Source organism: Ornithinimicrobium ciconiae (genome assembly GCF_007197575.1).
GTDB classification, from domain to species: Bacteria; Actinomycetota; Actinomycetes; order Actinomycetales; family Dermatophilaceae; genus Ornithinicoccus; species Ornithinicoccus ciconiae.
In genome coordinates this window covers 3,199,472-3,216,972 of the sequence record NZ_CP041616.1, presented here as the reverse complement: position 1 = coordinate 3,216,972, position 17,501 = coordinate 3,199,472, and the positions used below count along the sequence as shown (strand labels likewise).

Here is a 17,501-nt window from a genome sequence, read left to right as displayed (position 1 = left end):
GAGGGGACATGACCCCATCCTGACGCACAGGGACCATCCGAATGCCTCTAGGCTCGCAGCATGAAGCCAGCCCCTCGGCAGGTAGCCGAAACCGTGACTCAGATCCTCCGGTCAGCCTGGCCGCAGGGTCTCGATGAGGGACTCCTATGGCTGGACGCGATGGCAATCCAGACCGACACGGCCACGGAGACACCCCGGAGACGATCCTCTCGTTCCTGGCATATGGCCTCTATGCCCACGTGGGGTACGGCGAGAGCGGGTTGGGGCACTTACCAGGACCGGTTCGCCGACGTTTTCTGGTTCCTCTGGGACGACGAAAGCTCCGAGCGCGTCCTTCACGCGGCGACCGAACTGGCTGACCATCTCGCCGACGCCCTCGGTGAACCGACAGAGACCACAGAACCGACACCACTGAGCGGAGGGACCTGGTGGTGGCAACTGGAAGGACACAGCATCGAGATGTATGCCTACACCGACGCCCGAACGCCCGATGGCCACCCGACAGGGCCGCCCTGCGTGCAGCTGTCCGTCGACCTGCGAGAGGTGTCAGATCCTCGCGAAGCCGAAGCGCGTCGGTTGCAAGGAGCGCCGGGGTTTGGATAGTGCCGTCAAGCGCGACCTGCGGCAAAGTAGTGCGTCTCCCAGCCATCCCGCGGACGTCGGCGTGCCAAGATGAGTGATGGTCGATACGAGCAGCTGGGGAGTCGCCGTTGCCGCCAGGGCTGGTGCTTTGGCCGTGCTGCTTGGCCTCGCGGGCTGCAGTTTGGACGCCGGCGATCCTGAGCCCCAACTGACGTCCGCACCCGACACCGCGGTAATCAATGCCGCCTACGGTGCTCCCGACTCGCGACAGCTTGAGCTCGCAGTCAATTCCTGCAATCGCGATCCGCAGGCGGAGGTCGAGGAGTCAGGCTCTGATATCCGCGTCACCATATCGCTGGCGGGCGTCGACTCTGGCCTCGACTGCCAGGATTCGGTCAAGGTCGAGCTCGGTTCGCCACTCGACGGGCGCCGCGTCATTGACGCCGTCAACGGCCAGCCGGTGCCGGTTCAACCAGCCGAGTAGCAAGCGACATGCGGCAAAGGCGGATGCCTGCCGAGAGGGAGGCCTACCCCTGTGATGCTCGTCGTTGAACGTGGTCTCGACGGGCGGGTCAATCGGTCTGCGGGACGCGGGCCTGCATGACGGTGTTCTTCAGACGCATCTTGCGACCGTAGCTCCGCGACAACCAGAGGCCTGGCAGTATGACCCTGTTGAGCGCCGCGAGGCGCCGCTTTGCTCGTCTGCCGAAAAGTTAGGAGCACCATTGCTGGCACTGGCTGTCTTGTCGGGGTTCGCCACTGGCCTTTTCGCCGGCTTTGGGCTGCAGCAGGTGCTGGGGCAACTCGGACGGTCGGGGTTCGTCCTGGACGGCGGCGATCAGGGGTGGAATGCCGGTGCGCTCATCATCGTGGTGGCGGCCGTGGTCGTCTTGGTCGTTCCGACTCTGCGTCGGGCCGGCGCCGGTTTCGTCCTGGGTCTGGTGCTGGGTGGCCTGGCTCAGCTGGTGTTCTTCCTGTGGTTGTTCTCATCCCTTCGTTGACCACGAGACAGGGTTCGCCACGGGGCAGTGTCCATTCGGTGATGGCTAACCGGCGCGCCAGATACGGTGAACACCACCATTTTCTGAGCGGCAGAGAAGTGCTCCGCGAAACCCCCGAGCCACGCGGGACCGACCGACCGGCGGCATGACAGTACGTCCCGACTGCTGAACGGTCCTATGGTCGGGACCATGCCTCGAGTCGTCTTCATGTGTGGTCCCGCCGGCTCCGGCAAGTCGACGGTGGCGCGTCGCTTGGAGGCCGGCGGGATGACGCGGCTTTCTTACGACCAGGAGGCGTGGAATCGCGGACTACGAGACATGCCGTTGTCTGACGAGGCCCACGAGCAGATCAGCGCCGACCTGCGTCAGCGCCTGATCCAACTCCTCGACCGTGGGCAAAACGTCGTTCTGGACTTCTCGTTCTGGTCCCGGTCGATGCGCGAGGAATGGCGTCGGCTCGTGGCCGAGTACGGCGTCATTGCGGAGACCATCTATATGGCGACTGATAAGCAAACCTGTCTGAACCGCTTGCGAGCCAGAGCTCGCGCGCACGAGGACGACTTCATCATCACCCACAGCATCGCAACTGAGTACTTCGATCACTTCGAGCCACCCACTGACGACGAAGGGCCCCTGACCGTGCAGCGGTGAACTTAACTCCCACGTAGTCCGTCCGCGCGCGTTCAACGCGGCAGAGTAGTGCGCTCGCGAACGCTCGAAGTCCGGGGCCGGCAGTCCCCTCAGGTGGCCCACGTGGTCCGGCGCCAGACGACCGCGGCGTTGGGGTCGCCGCTCCGAGACGGTTCAACGCTCACGACGGTCCAGCCCTCTCGTTCGTAGAACTTGGCGGCCTCGGTGTTCCCGGCGAAGTGCTCGACAAGGACGTGGTCGGTCACCCTTCGGAGGGGTTCGATGGCTTGCTGCAGTAGATCTGCCCCTATGGACTGCCCGCGAAACTCAGGCGCCAGATACAGCTTCCATACGACGTGGTCTTCGCCCAGAACACCGATCTGCACCACTCCTATGATCTTCTCGCCCTCGACTGCGACATGGACGCGACTGGCTTCGACGGCCGGCTTCATCCGCTCCGTCGTCCACCACTGCAGTTGTGCTCGTGCGCCTTCATGGCCGAGGATCGGAGCGTAGTGAGCAGGGACGACGTCGAGCGCGAATCGCTCGATGGCGGAGAGGTCGTCAAGGCGGGCCAGGCGAATAGTTACAGGCATACCTCAAGGTATGACGGGTGGGCGCCCTCGGTGTCGGGAGCTGCTGTCTGGACCACAGCCGACGAGTGACCCCCGACGGATTTCAGCACGAAGCAGGCGTCCGACCTGCGGCAGATGAGTGTGTACCGGCGGGGCGTCATCGTCATCGCGGTTTGGGCGCGGCCCGCTGCCACCAGTCTCTGGGCGGGTCCTCACGGACGAAGCGGGCGGTGATCTCGACGTTCCCGAGGTTGCAGAACTTCCACAGTTCCTTCGCGGCTCGGGAGTACCGAAAGAGAACCTGATCCACGTCGAAGGCGTCAATTTCACCAGCGCGGAACTTGTCAATCACTTCCCCGACATGCGCGACCAGGCCGGACAACTCCGCCTCGTGATAAGCGGCGACGTCCTCCCGGGCCTTTCGCTGTTCCGACTTGCTGGACACTCTCGGAAGGCTACCCGCGGACCGGCCAGACTTGTGCGGCGAGGAAGATTCATGGTTGCCTCCGCCGATGCGTGTCTTCTCCGTCGACGAGCGCGACAGTTCCTGGGAGCTACCCGCACCGCGCTTCCGCGTGTACCTGCACGGCAGCGAGAGGGATGCGACATACGGCTGGACTGCTACGTACGACATCCTCGACGCCGATGTCCTCCAGGCCATCGACTGGGCCCAACGCCAAGCGGGTGACCAACGCACCTACGCCGTGGCCCTGGTGTACGACGATGCCACACATGAGCGCCTCAACCCAGGTCATGGGCGTGGACTCGTCTGGCTCCTGGGCCGGGACGGGAACGACATCCCCCACGATGAGCCTGCCCTGGCTGCGGCTCAGCAGCGGATGCTGAGGCGCAGGCACGATCCGGTGCGCGTTCCTGAGGCGGACCGGGCACCAGCCGACCTCGAAGTCGGCGACCCACCCACGCCCTGATCCCGTACACATCGCGGGATACCAGTGTCCCGCGGAAGGACCTCAAGCCAGTTCTAAAGAGCCCGACCGGCGGCAAAGTCGGATGGTTGCTTCACAATCTCCGACGGAGGGTTCGTACCCCAGCAGCGATCAGTAGGGCCACAACGGCGCCTGTCCAGTTGCTCACGAGGTCACCCGACTGACATGAACGACCAAGGGCGGGCAACAGGTACTGGACCAACTCGATGACCGGCGGAGTCAGGCACGCAAGACCGACACCAATGAAGAAGCTGCGCCCGGGCAACGCCGTGGTGGCAAGTCCCAATGCGAAGAAAACCCAAACGTTTAGGGCGTCATGGTTCAGCGTGAACAGCCGGCTCGGTTGGATTGGTGTCCAGTCACGTAGCGCACACGAGCCGCTGTCTGCGTAGCTGCCGCTCGGGGTAACGGTGATCAGAAGGATGCCTACCAAACGCTGAGGAACACGGTCCATCCGGCAACGCCGCGCTTACCGCTACGCAGGGAGAGCGCGACAACAGAAGCGCCCGCGACCGCGGCAAAAGCCCCGGCGATGAGGGCCCATGTTGGCAGCGACCGCGCATAGACCCCGAGCATGCAGTAAGACTCTCACCACGGACTCTTGTGCACCGACACCAACACCCCTTGTCGAAGCGGCATGACACGCGCCCAGCGGCAGAAGCCGATGTTCCGAAGCCGTCGACCAGGGTCTACTCCACCCGATCGATTTCGCAGGTGTCGAGCAGGCGAGCGAGGTAGCTGTAGGCGGCCAGGCGTTCCATGGCTTCTTGCTCGCTGAGCTCGTCTCGTGTGTGCGTGGTCACGTTCCGAACGGTCAGGTTGAGCCCCGTCGCCAGCCCGTTCAGCGACTTGGCGAGAGGTTCTAGACCTCCCCGCATGCTCTTCGTCGTCTTGTCTTCCAAATCTCCCGGCCAGCGCAATTTTGGCCGGCCAGGCTCGGCTTCCCCGCTGGACAGGGTCTGCTGCCAGAACGGAGTGTCATCAATGTCGTTGCGCCCTAGCCGTTCTTTCCAATGCACCGTGAGGGCCTCTGCCGCTTCCCTGACAGCAACGCGGTATTGGTGAGAGGTCCAATGCGCTGCTGCCCCGGCCCACACCACGGGATGCATGAGTGCGGGTGAGAAGGCGGGAACGTCGGTAGTCGCCGCGGCCTCAGCGTCGGTAATGAGCGCTGCGAGACGGCCGCGAACGGTGGCAGCAACGGTGCGCACCTCCCTGGGGGTGAGCAGCGCCTTCGGGTTGCGCATCATCGACCAGTTGGCGATCGGGTCGATCACCCCGATTCCTTGGACCGCTATGTAGGAGCCAGTGACGCTGACCGCGCTCGATGCGGGACCAGCAGCCTCAGCGACGGCCAACTCCAGCTTGCGCACCTTCGCCTCATCTTCGCCGTCTTTCGTCCAGACCGTCGGGAAGAGACCGCGCGAGGAAAGGTGATCTGTTTCGACTTGGGTGTCCATCCAAGTCTCAAACGCGCTCTCGAAGTCGATCACACACGCGTTCAGCCTCTTGAGGTAGTCCACGGAGTAGTTGGCCATCGCGCCAGTCTGCCGTCTTCGCCCGACAGACCCGCCCGCCGACGACGGCACAGTCGGTGGAGGTGCCGAACGCGGCAGCAGAGTGCGCACGCCGTGGAAGGATGGAGGCGTGACTGGACGCAGGATGACACTGCTGGCTCTGCTGCTGACGTCCATGGTGTCCCTTGTCGGGCTGGCGTGGAGTTCCTTTCGTCTGTATTTCGCGGTCAGCTGCGTCGTCAGCCTTGGGCTGGCCGTCGCGCTTCTCGTTAGGGATAAGCAACCACCGCGCGATCGGGTGACTGATGGTTACGACCCTTGTCCCCGGTGTGGATCCTTAGCGGTCGAGCGTGCGGCAGACGAAATTCGCTACATCCCCTCGCCGGCTGGGGACATGGTGCGTCACTACGTGCGGTGCTCGGACTGCGGAGACGAGTTCGAAAGCAGGGTCGGAGGCGGCGGGTTCTGATGCAGGGCGGGCGAGCGGTCCGCCCGCAGCCGCGCTCCGCGGCAAAGTCGGACGCGCCGCAGGCTCGCGTTATCCGTGAGGCAGGAGCGCGCTCATCAGTCGCGCGCCCTGGGGTAACGACGACGACTACAGGGCGAGGAGGAAGCTGACCGGGTTGATGTCGAGCACGAGCAGCAGCGCGCTGCCGGCCGCGACGGCGCCGACCAAGGCAGTCATGACCCCTACCGTGATCGGGTGCCAGCGCTGGGCTCGCGTCCTGTTGGCCAGGCACACCATGGCGAACGCGACCGCCACGTTGACCGTCACCCCGACAAGGAAGGCGCTGACGTAGTTGTCGAATCCCGGGGCGACGACTTCCGCCTGTGGTCGCAGTACCTCAAAGGTGCCGTAAGTCAGTGCGTGCATGATGAGCAGTCCCCATGTGAGCAGCCCTAAAACTGTCGTCGTCAGGACGACGAACCCCAAGGTCCACCACACCGGGGCCAGACTCCGGCGCGGATCGGCCGAAGCAGACGGCACCGCACGCACCCGCTGCAGTGTAGGGCCCTGCCGTTGATTGCGTTGACACCCGGACCGCTACATACAACACGTTGCGGCAGTACAGGACGAGTGCCCCAAGCCCCGCCTCTACGTACGCTGGGGAGTCAACCGCGCACCGTCTTGGGGGGAAGGAGTCGAGTGATGATCACCATCGGCGAGAAGGTGGTGGCCCGTGGACGCTTAGTCGAGCGGGATGATCACGAGATCTGCTTGGGGTTCTGGGGAGGGGGAGAGTGGCCGTGGCCTGACGGCGTCCGTGTACCGCGTGAGTATCCGGCGGTTCAGCTTCTGGCTAGCGCTGCGCCGGACCTCCTCCCGCTTCGAGGCAGAAACGTCGAGGTGCGAGGGCGGTGGGACGCAGAGGGACGGATCCGAGTGGACCAAGCGAGCCCAGCGGAAAGGTCGACCCCGAGTACCCCCACACCGCTCTCTGACCGAGCAGAGACTGGTGCTAGGCCTGCCCGGAAGCGCAGCGAGCGGATGGCCGCTGTCGAGGATCCGCTGTTCCGGTCTGGAGATTTACTCTGGCGTTTCCTCGCCCACGACGGGCAGGTTCGTGGTGCGGTGATCAGGCAGCGCGGCAGCGACCCGAAGCCTTTCGATGAGCTCCTTCAGGTCTACGCCCAAGAACGCCCTGGCGTTCCCGTCACGGTGCACGAGAGCCGTCACACGTGGCAGGAGTTGGAAGATGCCCAAGCCGCGCTGGTCGGCTTACCCGACCACCAGAAGGCGTCTGTCGGAATGGGTCTGAACCAGGATGGCACGGACGTGCGTTTGACCGTGGGTCTCCTGTACCCCACCGAAGAAATCTTGGCCACCTTGAACGACCTACCGGAAGGGATCGTCCATGTGAACTACCTCGTACGGCCGGTGCGCGGGGTACCTGAGCCCGCCTGACACCATGCGGCAGATGAGTGCATGCCGAGCAGCCCGCAAGCGCTCCGGCGGTGGGCCCGGTGGCGACGTATGGCTAACGGGCGGGAGTTGAACCGTGACTGCTATGTGGCGAGGTCTGCTGGGCCAGAACAATGAGGGGTGCCGGCACCGACCCCGCAAGGTGCGCTATTATCGCCGGATGACGATGACATCGGACGGCATGAGCGTGCCGGCGGCGCCTGCAGGGAGTGACGGGCTGGTGGTGGCGGCGGCGCTGTTCCACGGCCTGTCGGACCCTTCCCGGCTGGCGATCCTGCAGCACCTGACCCTGGGCGAGCACCGCGTCCGGGACCTCACAGAGCATCTGGGGCTGGCGCAGTCGACGGTGAGCGCGCACCTGGCGTGCCTGCGCGACTGCGGCCTGGTCGTGTCCCGGCCAGAAGGCCGCGCCTCGATGTTCTCGCTGACCAGTGCGCCCGAGTTGCTGGGCGTCCTCGACGCCGCGGAGCGGCTGCTCGCCTCCTCGGGGTACGCGGTGGCCCTGTGCCCGAACTACGGCGTCGGGACCGAAGGCAATCCCGCCCCGGACCAGCTGCGAACCCACGCCGGGCAGGAGGAGGGGGTGTGAGCGGCCAGGAGACCCCGCAGCGGGAAGTCCTCGTGGACGCGTGCGGGTGCGAGATCGCCCCGCCGCCTCCCACCGGCGGTGGTGAGGTCGAGGAGCCGGTCACCCGGCTCTGGCAGGTGCGCGAGGTACAGCTGGGTCTGCTCTCCGGTGCATTCCTGGGGGCCGGGTTCCTCGCCGGGCTCGCGGGTTGGGCGATCGCGGAGCTGGTGCTGGCTGCCGCGGCGCTGCTGGTGGGCGGGTCCACGTTCGTCCCGGGTGCGCTGCGACGACTGGCGCGCGGCAAGCTGGGTGTCGGCCTGCTGATGACGATCGGCGCCGTCGGGGCGACCCTGCTGGGGCAGGTGGAGGAGGCCGCCGCGCTGGCGTTCCTGTTCTCCCTCAGCGAGGGCCTGGAGGAGTACTCCCTGGCCCGGACCCGGCACGGCCTGCGGGCCCTGCTGGACCTGGTGCCCAAGGAGGCGACCGTGCTGCGCGGCGGCCGCGAGCTCCTGGTCGACCCCGGACAGCTGGTGATCGGGGACGTCATGGTGGTCCGGCCGGGGGAGCGGCTGGCGACCGACGGGAGGGTGCGTACCGGCCGCAGCAGCCTGGACACCTCGGCGATCACCGGCGAGTCCATGCCGGTGGAGACCGGACCTGGTCAGGACGTCTTCGCCGGGTCGATCAACGGCACCGGCGCCCTCGAGGTCGAGGTCACCTCCACCGCGCAGGACAACTCCCTGGCCCGCATCGTGCACGTGGTGGAGGCCGAGCAGTCCCGCCGCGGCGCCACCCAGCGGCTGGCCGACCGGGTCGCCGGCCCGCTGGTGCCCGGCATCCTGGTCGCCGCAGTCTTGACGGTCCTGCTCGGGGCCCTGCTGGGTGACCCCTCGGTCTGGGTGCACCGCGCCCTGGTCATGGTCGTGGCGGCCTCTCCCTGCGCCCTGGCGATCTCCGTGCCGGTCACCGCGGTCGCCTCGATCGGCGCGGCCAGCCGCCGCGGGATCCTGGTCAAGGGCGGCGCCGCGATGGAGGCCCTAGGCAGGGTGCGCACCGTCGCCCTGGACAAGACCGGCACGCTGACCCGCAACCGGCCGGCCGTGATCGACGTCGCCACCGCACCGGGCCACGACCAAGGCCAGGTGCTGGCGTGGGCGGCCGCGCTGGAGGCCCGCAGCGAGCACCCGCTCGCCGCCGCCATCCTGGCCGCCACCGACCAGGTCCCCGCCGCCCAGGACGTGGAGGCGGTCGTCGGCGCCGGGCTGGTCGGCACCGTCGACGGCGCGCGGGTCCGGTTGGGCCGGCCCACCTGGATCGAGCCCGGTCACCTCTCCTCGGCCGTGACCGGTATGCAACAGGCCGGCGCGACCGCGGTCGTGGTCGAGGTCGACGGCCACCCGGTCGGCGCCATCGCCGTCCGGGACGAGCTGCGGCCGGAGGCGACCGAGGTCATCTCCCGGTTCCGCGACCACGGCTACACCGTGGCCATGCTCACCGGCGACAACCAGGTCACCGCCGCGGCCCTGGGCGAACAGGCCGGCATCGAGCAGGTGCACGCCGACCTGCGCCCCGAGGACAAGTCCACGGTAGTCACCGGGCTGCGCGCCCACGGACCCACCGCCATGGTCGGCGACGGCGTCAACGACGCTCCCGCGCTGGCCACCGCAGACGTCGGCGTCGCGATGGGCGCCATGGGCACCGACGTCGCGATCGAGACCGCCGACGTCGCCCTCATGGGTGATGACCTGCGCCTGCTGCCGTTCGCGTTCGACCACGCCCGCCGCACCCGGGCCATCATGCTGCAGAACGTCGTGCTGTCCCTGGCCCTGATCGCGGTCCTGATCCCGCTGGCCCTCTTCGGCGTCCTCGGCCTGGCAGCCGTCGTACTCATCCACGAGCTGGCCGAGGTCCTCGTCATCGCCAACGGGGTTCGGGCCGGACGCGCCAGGCACTTGCCCCACCTTGACAAGGTCCACGACCACGCCCGCCCACTGAAGGCCCGGGTGTAAGAACAGCACGCGGCCACCCCACCAACCGCCGCGGAAACCTGGACCTTCGAGACACCGACCGGAGCGGCAATGTCGGACGCGCCGCAGGCTAGCGTCCTCAGTGCGGCAGTAGCGTGCGGCCACGCTCCATGCGGCATGAGAGTGCAGTGAGTCAGCATCCCCACCGCAGCTTATGGATTTCCTGTCATCGGTTCTCGAGGTAGTCGCGCTGGGCCTTTTCCGTCGCGGCTTTGAACGCCGCGAACGCGGCGGCGATCAAGAGGGTCACGCCGCCGATCATGGTCACCATCAAGGCCACGATAGTTGCGGTGTTCGGGTCGTCACCCGCGGCGCCGCGGATCGCCTGAGAAGCCAAGGCGAGTAACATGCCGCTCACTCCGAGGGGAACGGCAGAAGACCGACGCCGGGCAGGACCGTCGCCTGCCTCGTGCGGTTCAGCGGCGTCTTCGTCGCCAAGACGGGCGCGGGTGCGCCACCCCAGCCACGCGCTGGCCGCGAACGCCACTCCCGCAAGCAGCAGCAGGACGGCTACGGCGCCCTGGCCTCGGACGAACCAGGTGGCGATACAACTTGACGCCGAAAGGAATACATCGCCCCACCGGATGAAAGGAGACGCCATCCACCGCTGCGCCTGCTCCCCGACATCGGTGTCAGCTTTGTGGGCAAACCGCCCGGAAGCCACTCGTACCCGCAGGGCCAGTGTCCCGAGCGCAACGAATAGCCAGACCGCGGACGTGATGATCACCGGCGTCACGTTCCTTTCTTCCATCCTCGGACCACCGTTCTCCACCCATGCAGGGTCCAGAAATTCTCTCACTGCCCGGGTGCGACTGCCAGAGAACCGGCAATGGCCGCTACCGCGTCGGGCACTTCCGACATCGCGACCTACCGCGACAGGACCCAGCCGCAACCAGCGTGCGTCCCACGCCCCACGCCCCACGCCCCATGCGGCAATAGCGTGCGGACACGCTCCATGCGGCATGGTCGGACGCTACGCGTCCGCAGTGCGGCAGATGAGGGCGTCCCGAGGGGTGCGCCGGGCGTCCCTCTTGGTCTAGCCTGTGCGTTGTCGCGACCTCGGTGGGTGTGACCCGTGCGGGCAGAAACGTCGACCTTCAGCGAAAGGACGAAGACATGTCGCGATCTTCCTCCACCTTTTCGTTTGTGGTTCCCTCTTGGGCGCTGATCCCTAGGGTTCCTTCCTGTACCTCTCCGACCTGTGTCCCGGGCTTTGCGACCTGGTCGAGTTGGGGATCCGGGTCGGAGGGTGACCTCCGTGCCGAAGTTGTTCACCGGGACAGCACGGTCGACGGCGAGCAGCGGTTCACCGGGCGCGTGCAGGCGGGGTTCCCACGGTGTCCGCCACGAGGCCGAATGGTCGCCCGCGACGGCTGTCCGCACACCGATCCTGGCCTCGGCGTCTGGCAGCTGAGCACCGGTCCCGATCCGCTCGGAGGATGAACGGCATGCACCCCAACCTGCTCCGGCTGGATGACCTCGCCGTGCACGTGGCCACCGACCCGCATGTCCAGGCGGTCCTGGGCCTGGGCTCGGCCGGGGTCCAGACGCACCGGTTCGACGACCACTCCGACATCGACTTCTTCCTCATCACCGACACCATTGACACCAAGGACCGGTACCTGCAGGACACCAGCTGGCTTCAGGGTTTCGGTGGCCAGGTCGCCTTCAGCTTCGTCAACGACCCGAACGGGAGAAAGGCGCTCCTGGCCGACGGGCTGTTCCTGGAGTATGCGATCTTCACCCCGGAGCAGCTCGCCGCCCTGCCGGTCACCGGGGCGCGTGTGGTTTGGTCACGTGGACGGGTGGACCCGCTCGCCCTCGGGGCGGCCTTGCCGGCCGCCACCGCGATGGACACCGTGGACTTCCACCTCAACGAGGCCCTGACCAACCTCTACGTCGGTCTGCACCGCGAGCTGCGGGGTGAGCACCTGGCCGCCACGCGGTTCATCCAGGTATACGCCGTCGACCGCGTCCTGGCGCTGGTGCGGCTCGACCCCGCCACGGAGCTGGACCACCCGGACCCCTTCGAGGCGACCCGCCGCATCGAGAATGCCTCTCTACCCGGAGGTCTCCCGCTGCACCAGATGATCCGCGGCTACACGGACAACCTCAACGCCGCACGAGCAGTCCTGGCATGGCTCACCACTCACCACGACACCGCCCCCGCCATCGTCGCAGCGATCCGTGAACTGACCACGACGCTCGAAACCCGGAGCCAGACCGACAACGCATAGTGCCACCTGCGGCATGGTCGGACGCTACGCGTTCACAGCGGCAATTGCGGATACTTTGTCTCGCCGTCTGACTCCGGCGCAGGGACCGGGTGTCATACTCGGGCATGCGTGGTCGAGCCCTCACCGGATGTCGATTCGTTGCGATTGTGGCCACCTGCTCCTGCATGCTGACGGCGTGCGGGGTGTCGCGCGAGAGCGGGCAGGGGACGGGGCCCGGCACGTCCACCACCTCGAGCCCGGCAGTTGAAGGACTGGTGTGTGCCGGAAACACTATGGACGCGCAGTTCGATTACGTAATGAGCGACCCGGCCTTCGGCCACGCTACGGCCGAGGATGCCATCGCCCGGGATGCCTCCGGTGAGCGGCTCCCTGAGGGCCGAGACGTCGAAGTGGCCCCGACACTGTGGCACCGGTTGGATGACGATGGACGAGTAGTCGTCGAGTTCCGCGTCGGGCTCGGCCCCGAAGGTGAGTACTATCTCGACGGCTACACCCGGTGCTCGGATTCTTAACGTACGCGCCACCAGCGTGCGTCCCGCGCTCCGTGCGGCAGAAGAGTGCGTCAGGCGGCTGCTTGGTCCGGGGTGCGACGGTTCTTGCGGAGCCACCTGAACAGATGGAGCAGCGACTGGTGGATCGCAACTCCGACCACGGTGTTCAAGGCGGCGAGGCCAGCCGCTCCGAAGATCTCAATGGGGGACTCGACGATGTTGTCGAGCCACAGAAGCAGGGGCCAGCCCACCGTTCCGACCGCGAGGCAGGTCTTCCACCAGCGGCCGAAGACCAACCCAAACAGCAGCATCGTGGGAATCATCGGTCCCTCCTCGGGCTCTCACCGTATGCCCTGCGCGCCGGTCCCGGCCAGGATGCGACCAGCGGCAGAACAGGATGCCTACAGCTCGTCGAGTACGGCAAGGTCGTGGAGGTCTACGGCACGCATGGGATAGCCCCTTCGAAGCTCGCGGGCTCGCCCGGCACTGGCCACGACGACCGCTTGGCCGTCGATTAGGCCGGTAACTCTCTGCTCAGAAGGGTGGAGGTACACCTCGCCGTCCAGACCTTGCTGGACTCCGTTGCCGGCCGGGTCCAAGCGCATTGCATGGACGTCTACTTGCCCTGAGTGACTCGATAGCTGCACGCGGACTGGTCGCCAATCCTCGGTGACCCGATAGCCGCGGGAGGTGAGCCAGGCCATGAACTCGGCCTCGTGATCTTCGTCGATGAACACGTCGAGATCTTGGTGGGAGCGAGTCTGTCGTCCGACCAACGCATCGACACCCCATCCGCCGTTGACCTGATAGACCACCCCGTTGGCGTGAAGCCAGGCGACGATCTGCACCACCTCGGCGGCGGTCATCCGGGAGGAGTTCTTCATAGGAGAAGTCTCCCTTCCCGTGTACCAGGGTCCGTACGACCCGCGGCAGATCCGGATGGATCTTGCGCGTTGCGATGCGCCCGTTGGCCGGCTCGTGGAGCGCAGAAGTTCTCTGTGGGTCCCTTGCCGGTGGAGAGGGCCAGACCGGTCAGCCCGCCTGGAAGGGCCGTCTCAGGTTCTCGACTCGCTCGACCCGCCCGCGCGCAGCGTCGTATGCCTCGTCGAGCCCCTGGCAGAGCAGGGCGACAAGGTCTGGCACGTCGTCGGCTGCGAGCCGAAAAGTGTTGACGCAGACGTTGTCCCGCCAGAGGGAGACAACGACGACCTGCCGCTCCTGGTGCCAAGTCGCGCGAAGCACACGGCCATCTCCGCGGAGGTCCGAGAAGACCGTCCCGGCGCTGGGCGTGCGCTGCAGGGCCATGTGTCACTATGACGCCCCGCACGAGGATCCACAAGGGCTGTCCTGCCTCTGCCCCGGGCTTCAAGGATTACCTGAGCTGGCCGGGGGGCGAATTCAGTGATGCCGTCGCCGACACGTGTGCTCGCTCGGCGGCATGAGCGTGCCATCGCGAAGAGTTGGCTCACTGCAGCAGTGCGTTGCGATGATTGTTGACCATTCGGCATTCGCCTGGTCGCCTCAGAATCGGCGACTGATCTGAAACGCGCGTTTACGGCTCGGGCATTGGTTCTCTCGCGCCGTCCGTGTCGACCCAGGTGATCTCGGACCCGCTGGGAGCGGATATCCAAGCGAAGCGTCCGTCGGCCTCGTGCGGTTCGGCATAGCGGATCTCCGCGCCGACGACTGGGTCTCCGTCTGGCGTCGTCACCTCGACGTCGTGATCGGTGCTGGGTAGGTAGGCCACGACCTGTCGGTCCTCGTCCTTGACGAACTCGACGGAAAGCCAGGATCCGAGATCGCCCTGCATGTTCGCCTGCTCGTCACCGAACCAGATTCTCCAGATGCCGTCGCGACCCTGTGCGATCAACGGCTCGGTTTCCTCTGACGCAGCGTCGAAGTCTGCGGTGTCCAGCACCTGGAGCCAGACGACGTTCTCGCCGTCGCCATTCCGCCAGGACATCCCGACGGTCTCCATTCCAGGGTCGCTGAACTCGGGGGACACATACGCGTCCAACTTGGTATCTGGGAGGGTCTGTCGCTGGACGTCGTCGGTGCCGACTGCCGTCAGCACCCGCACGTGCGTCGCCTCAGTGGCTACGACACCGAACAGCACCTCTCCCGCCGGGGTCCGCGCCGTGTTGGGCCTGACGGACCTCCCCTCGCGGAGGACCTGGAGCGTCTCGGCGTCCACTTCCACGCTCTTACCGATCGTGCTGAGCTCGCCGTCAGCGCCGCGGGTCACGTAGGTCACCTGCGCCGCCTCGCCCCGGCACGGGTCGAGGGCGATCACCGCCGTGGTCCCGGTCGCCGACCCCGACAGGGGCAACTCGGTAGATGAAACCTGGTCCAGGTTGATCCGGGTCCCGTCCGGTCCGCTGATGATGCCTTCGCAGGCCTGCGTCCAGGGGGCGGCCGGTAGCACGGCTATCGGCCCCGCGGTGCTGCCAGTAGCCCACAGAGTGGCCGCCGCGACGGCTGCCACTGACACCGTGGTGAGCGTACCCATGCGGATCTGGCGGCGTCGGTGGGTCCGGTGCACCGTGCTCAGCACATCATCCGCGTTCAGCCTGAGCGCCAGCGGTGACTCCACCGTACGCAGCGAACGTGCCAGATCGTCCTCGTCGGTGATCATCGGACCGTCTCCTTGGTGTGTGCGTAGTGCTTCCTCAGGTTGGCCAGCCCGCGCGCGGACGTGCTCTTGACCGCGCCGAGGCTGATCCCCAGCTCCTGGGCGACCGTCGCCTCGGACAGGTCGCAGTAATGACGCAGGACGACCACCCGTCGTTGCTGCGGGGGCAGTGCTGCGAGCGCGTCGATCAAATCCTGCTGCGCGGCGATGTGGTCAGCGAGGGCGGCGCGTGGCCGGCCCGGATCGACCCCGTCCTGCTCTTGCCCCGAGTGCGGGTCCACCAGGACTTCCCGGTGCCGCTTGCGCCAGGTGTCGTTGCGGTGGTTGACCATGACCGTGCGGGTGTAGGGCATGGCGAGCCCGGGACGGACGCGAGACCACGCGGCATACGTTTTGGTCAAGGAGGCCTGGACGAGCTCTTTGGCGTCCTCGACGTCGCCGGTGAGGAACCAGGCGATGCGGAGCAACTCGGGCGTAGCCGTCCGCACGAACACGCTGAACTCGTCGTCACGCTCTCGCTTGCGCACTGACCTCCACCTCCCTGTCCCATCCTTCAGCACACCTACGCAGTACCCCGCGCAAAGGTTGCGTCAGCCGCACAACTCGGTCTCGCGCGGGTGACTAGCACTGGCTACGAGAATGGCGTCCCAGGCGACCGGGGCAACTGGCAACCCCCGCAACAGGACCAGCCCGAGACCATCGGTACTGAGTTCGGTGCCATCGGCGGACCACGAATGCAGACAATCAAGTCAGCTTGCAGCCATCAGTCCGCAGGCTGTCGGACAACGTCCGCTCATCGGCAGTACAGCGATGTCACGACCCCCGCGCGCGTGAGTGAACTTCCAAGTGCGGCGAGTCCAAGTTCGGTAGCCCATTCTGGGCGGAATGCAGCGCGCGCTCGGATACCTCCGACGTCTGCCTTCGACGTGAGTCGTAGCCCGAGACTCGATGGTCGGGTCAGCGAAATGCTCGACTCCCGGGCCGCCCACGGCACCGCGTGGCCCCTCACCAGCCGGTGAAGGCAGCGACGTCGGCGTCGGACACTTCGCCGCTGACCGCCGCGTCGAGTGCTGCCACCAACCGCTCTAGGCCCGTCTGCAACTCGTCGGGGGTGATGGTGAGCGGCGGGGTGATCTCGATGACGTTGCCGCGCACGGGATAGGCCACGACGCCGCGCTGCCAGCCGGCGAGGACGGTCTTGGCCACGAGGTCGTCGGCGGGTTCCTGGCTGCCTGGATGCACCAGCTCCAGCCCCAGCGACAGACCACGGCCCCGGATCTGTCCGACCCAGGCAGCGCCCGCAGCGTCGCTCGAAGCATAGGTCTCCAGGGTTGTTGCAGCGACGTCGCCCTGGGCAGCAGCGGACGTGGCCAGGGTGCCGTCCGCCAGCAGATCGAGCACCGCCAGGGCAGCCGCGCAGCTGACCGGGTTGCCGATGGTGGTCATGAGTGCGGAGGCGGCCGGCTCGTCCAGGGCGGGGGCGGGGCCGACCAGCGCCGAGATCGGCAGCCCGTTGCCGAGCACCTTGCCGAGCGTCACCAGGTCCGGGACCACATCCTCGACCTGGTGGGCCAGGAAGTGGCCGGTGCGTCCCAGCCCGACCTTCACCTCGTCGACGATCAGCAACGTCCCGTGCTGCTGGGTGGCCTCCCGCAACCTGGCGAGAAAGCCCTCCGGTGGCACCAGCACCCCGCCGTCGGACTGGATTGGCTCGACGATGACCGCCGCGACCTGGCCGTCGGCCAGCACCCCCTCGACCCGCTTGAGTGTGTTTGCCAGCAGGGTGTCGGCGTCGCCCTGCCACGGACGGTAGAGGTCCGGATAGGGCACCAGTGTCAGGTCCGCGTCCGCAGTCGTCCCCGCGGCGATGTGGATGCCGGAGACGGACTGGCTGCCACCAAGGCCACCGTGATAGCCGCCCTCAAAGGCCACAATCCCGGGACGACCGGTGGCGTGCCGGGCCGCTCGCAGGGCCACGTCGTTGGCGTCGGTGCCGGCGTGACCCAGATAGGCCCGGCGATCAGCCACCGGTGCCACAACCTCGACCCGCTCACACAGCGCACGGGCCAAGCGCACGGCGTCAGGGTGCGTGCCGGACAGCACCGACCCGCCGGGGGCCCGGCGCAGTGCCAGCTCCGCCGCGGCCACCACCGCCGGGTGAGCGTGACCCATGCCGGTCGCGGTCCACGACGCGCTCAGGTCGATGACCTCGCGACCCTCCGGAGTCGTCAGGACGCTGCCTGATCCCGAGGCGACCACCTGGGGAAAGAAGCGGAGTCGTTCGACCCCGGCCACGGAGGCGAGGTCCGCGGCATACCACTGCTCGTCGGTCCAGGTCGGTGTCGGATCCATCGGTCTCTCTCCTCATCG

Annotated in this window: 21 protein-coding genes; 9 read left to right on the top strand and 12 right to left on the bottom strand. The window is 66.9% G+C overall.

Annotated elements, in window-relative coordinates; translation table 11 throughout:
• Positions 1–679 precede the first annotated feature (679 nt).
• From FNH13_RS14870 to FNH13_RS14860, 3 genes are all read left to right on the top strand, one after another.
• The gene (locus tag FNH13_RS14870) at positions 680–1,066 is read left to right on the top strand and encodes a hypothetical protein (RefSeq protein WP_143784141.1); all 387 of its coding nucleotides are present in this window, start codon (positions 680–682) and stop codon (positions 1,064–1,066) included.
• A 241-nt stretch (positions 1,067–1,307) separates the two neighbouring features.
• Complete coding sequence (locus tag FNH13_RS14865) at positions 1,308–1,583, top strand: hypothetical protein (protein WP_143784140.1); 276 nt, start codon at positions 1,308–1,310, stop codon at positions 1,581–1,583.
• 189 nt (positions 1,584–1,772) lie between these two features.
• Complete coding sequence (locus FNH13_RS14860; protein ID WP_143784139.1) at positions 1,773–2,234, top strand: AAA family ATPase; 462 nt, start codon at positions 1,773–1,775, stop codon at positions 2,232–2,234.
• A gap of 89 nt (positions 2,235–2,323) precedes the next feature.
• Here FNH13_RS14860 and FNH13_RS14855 read toward each other — a convergent pair whose 3' ends face one another.
• Both FNH13_RS14855 and FNH13_RS14850 read right to left on the bottom strand, forming a co-directional pair.
• Positions 2,324–2,809 (bottom strand): GNAT family N-acetyltransferase, encoded by a 486-nt coding sequence (locus tag FNH13_RS14855; protein ID WP_143784138.1) that lies wholly within the window; start codon positions 2,807–2,809, stop codon positions 2,324–2,326.
• A 142-nt stretch (positions 2,810–2,951) separates the two neighbouring features.
• Positions 2,952–3,233, bottom strand: coding sequence for a hypothetical protein (locus FNH13_RS14850; RefSeq protein WP_143784137.1), 282 nt, complete (start codon positions 3,231–3,233; stop codon positions 2,952–2,954).
• A gap of 67 nt (positions 3,234–3,300) precedes the next feature.
• On the opposite strand from FNH13_RS14850, the gene FNH13_RS14845 reads away from it, so the two are divergent.
• A complete protein-coding gene (locus tag FNH13_RS14845) occupies positions 3,301–3,717 on the top strand; it encodes a hypothetical protein (protein ID WP_143784136.1) in 417 nt (138 codons plus the stop codon).
• Between the two features lie 91 nt (positions 3,718–3,808).
• Here the strand turns inward: FNH13_RS14845 and FNH13_RS20000 are convergent, their stop codons facing one another.
• From FNH13_RS20000 to FNH13_RS14830, 3 genes are all read right to left on the bottom strand, one after another.
• Positions 3,809–4,189, bottom strand: a complete 381-nt coding sequence (locus FNH13_RS20000) for a VanZ family protein (RefSeq protein ID WP_143784135.1) — start codon at positions 4,187–4,189, stop codon at positions 3,809–3,811.
• A gap of 235 nt (positions 4,190–4,424) precedes the next feature.
• Entirely contained in the window at positions 4,425–5,273 is an 849-nt protein-coding gene (locus tag FNH13_RS14835) for a TIGR02391 family protein (RefSeq protein WP_143784134.1), read from the bottom strand.
• 574 nt (positions 5,274–5,847) lie between these two features.
• Positions 5,848–6,249, bottom strand: a complete 402-nt coding sequence (locus FNH13_RS14830; protein ID WP_143784133.1) for a hypothetical protein — start codon at positions 6,247–6,249, stop codon at positions 5,848–5,850.
• A 492-nt stretch (positions 6,250–6,741) separates the two neighbouring features.
• Between FNH13_RS14830 and FNH13_RS14825 the strand changes: the two genes are divergently transcribed.
• The 3 genes from FNH13_RS14825 (at position 6,742) to FNH13_RS14815 (ending at position 9,753) form a co-directional block, all read left to right on the top strand.
• Positions 6,742–7,158, top strand: a complete 417-nt coding sequence (locus FNH13_RS14825) for a hypothetical protein (RefSeq protein ID WP_143784132.1) — start codon at positions 6,742–6,744, stop codon at positions 7,156–7,158.
• Between the two features lie 184 nt (positions 7,159–7,342).
• Positions 7,343–7,765 carry an ArsR/SmtB family transcription factor gene (locus FNH13_RS14820; protein WP_143785162.1) on the top strand — a complete coding sequence of 141 codons (423 nt, stop codon included), beginning with the start codon at positions 7,343–7,345 and terminating at the stop codon, positions 7,763–7,765.
• Positions 7,762–9,753, top strand: coding sequence for a heavy metal translocating P-type ATPase (locus FNH13_RS14815; protein WP_143784131.1), 1,992 nt, complete (start codon positions 7,762–7,764; stop codon positions 9,751–9,753). The genes FNH13_RS14820 and FNH13_RS14815 overlap by 4 nt, the downstream gene beginning before the upstream one ends.
• Before the next feature lie 184 nt (positions 9,754–9,937).
• On the opposite strand, the gene FNH13_RS14810 is transcribed toward FNH13_RS14815, so the two are convergent.
• On the bottom strand, positions 9,938–10,522 hold the full coding sequence (locus FNH13_RS14810) for a hypothetical protein (RefSeq protein WP_143784130.1): 585 nt from the start codon (positions 10,520–10,522) through the stop codon (positions 9,938–9,940).
• A 688-nt stretch (positions 10,523–11,210) separates the two neighbouring features.
• On the opposite strand from FNH13_RS14810, the gene FNH13_RS14805 reads away from it, so the two are divergent.
• Together FNH13_RS14805 and FNH13_RS14800 are read left to right on the top strand one after the other, a co-directional pair.
• Positions 11,211–12,008, top strand: coding sequence for a hypothetical protein (locus FNH13_RS14805; protein ID WP_143784129.1), 798 nt, complete (start codon positions 11,211–11,213; stop codon positions 12,006–12,008).
• Between the two features lie 296 nt (positions 12,009–12,304).
• On the top strand, positions 12,305–12,520 hold the full coding sequence (locus FNH13_RS14800; RefSeq protein ID WP_143784128.1) for a hypothetical protein: 216 nt from the start codon (positions 12,305–12,307) through the stop codon (positions 12,518–12,520).
• A 50-nt stretch (positions 12,521–12,570) separates the two neighbouring features.
• On the opposite strand, the gene FNH13_RS14795 is transcribed toward FNH13_RS14800, so the two are convergent.
• The 6 genes from FNH13_RS14795 to FNH13_RS14770 all read right to left on the bottom strand — a co-directional run bounded on the left by FNH13_RS14795 (position 12,571) and on the right by FNH13_RS14770 (position 17,483).
• Positions 12,571–12,822, bottom strand: coding sequence for a hypothetical protein (locus FNH13_RS14795; protein WP_143784127.1), 252 nt, complete (start codon positions 12,820–12,822; stop codon positions 12,571–12,573).
• A gap of 78 nt (positions 12,823–12,900) precedes the next feature.
• The gene (locus FNH13_RS14790; RefSeq protein ID WP_029202545.1) at positions 12,901–13,383 is read right to left on the bottom strand and encodes a nucleotidyltransferase domain-containing protein; all 483 of its coding nucleotides are present in this window, start codon (positions 13,381–13,383) and stop codon (positions 12,901–12,903) included.
• A gap of 148 nt (positions 13,384–13,531) precedes the next feature.
• Entirely contained in the window at positions 13,532–13,741 is a 210-nt protein-coding gene (locus FNH13_RS14785; RefSeq protein ID WP_228266432.1) for a hypothetical protein, read from the bottom strand.
• Between the two features lie 310 nt (positions 13,742–14,051).
• Positions 14,052–15,134 (bottom strand): hypothetical protein, encoded by a 1,083-nt coding sequence (locus tag FNH13_RS14780; RefSeq protein WP_143784125.1) that lies wholly within the window; start codon positions 15,132–15,134, stop codon positions 14,052–14,054.
• Positions 15,131–15,658: a SigE family RNA polymerase sigma factor gene (locus FNH13_RS14775; RefSeq protein WP_143784124.1), complete on the bottom strand. Its 528-nt coding sequence runs from the start codon at positions 15,656–15,658 to the stop codon at positions 15,131–15,133. Before FNH13_RS14775 ends, FNH13_RS14780 begins: the two co-directional genes overlap by 4 nt.
• Before the next feature lie 478 nt (positions 15,659–16,136).
• Positions 16,137–17,483, bottom strand: coding sequence for an aminotransferase class III-fold pyridoxal phosphate-dependent enzyme (locus FNH13_RS14770; RefSeq protein WP_143784123.1), 1,347 nt, complete (start codon positions 17,481–17,483; stop codon positions 16,137–16,139).
• Positions 17,484–17,501 lie beyond the last annotated feature (18 nt).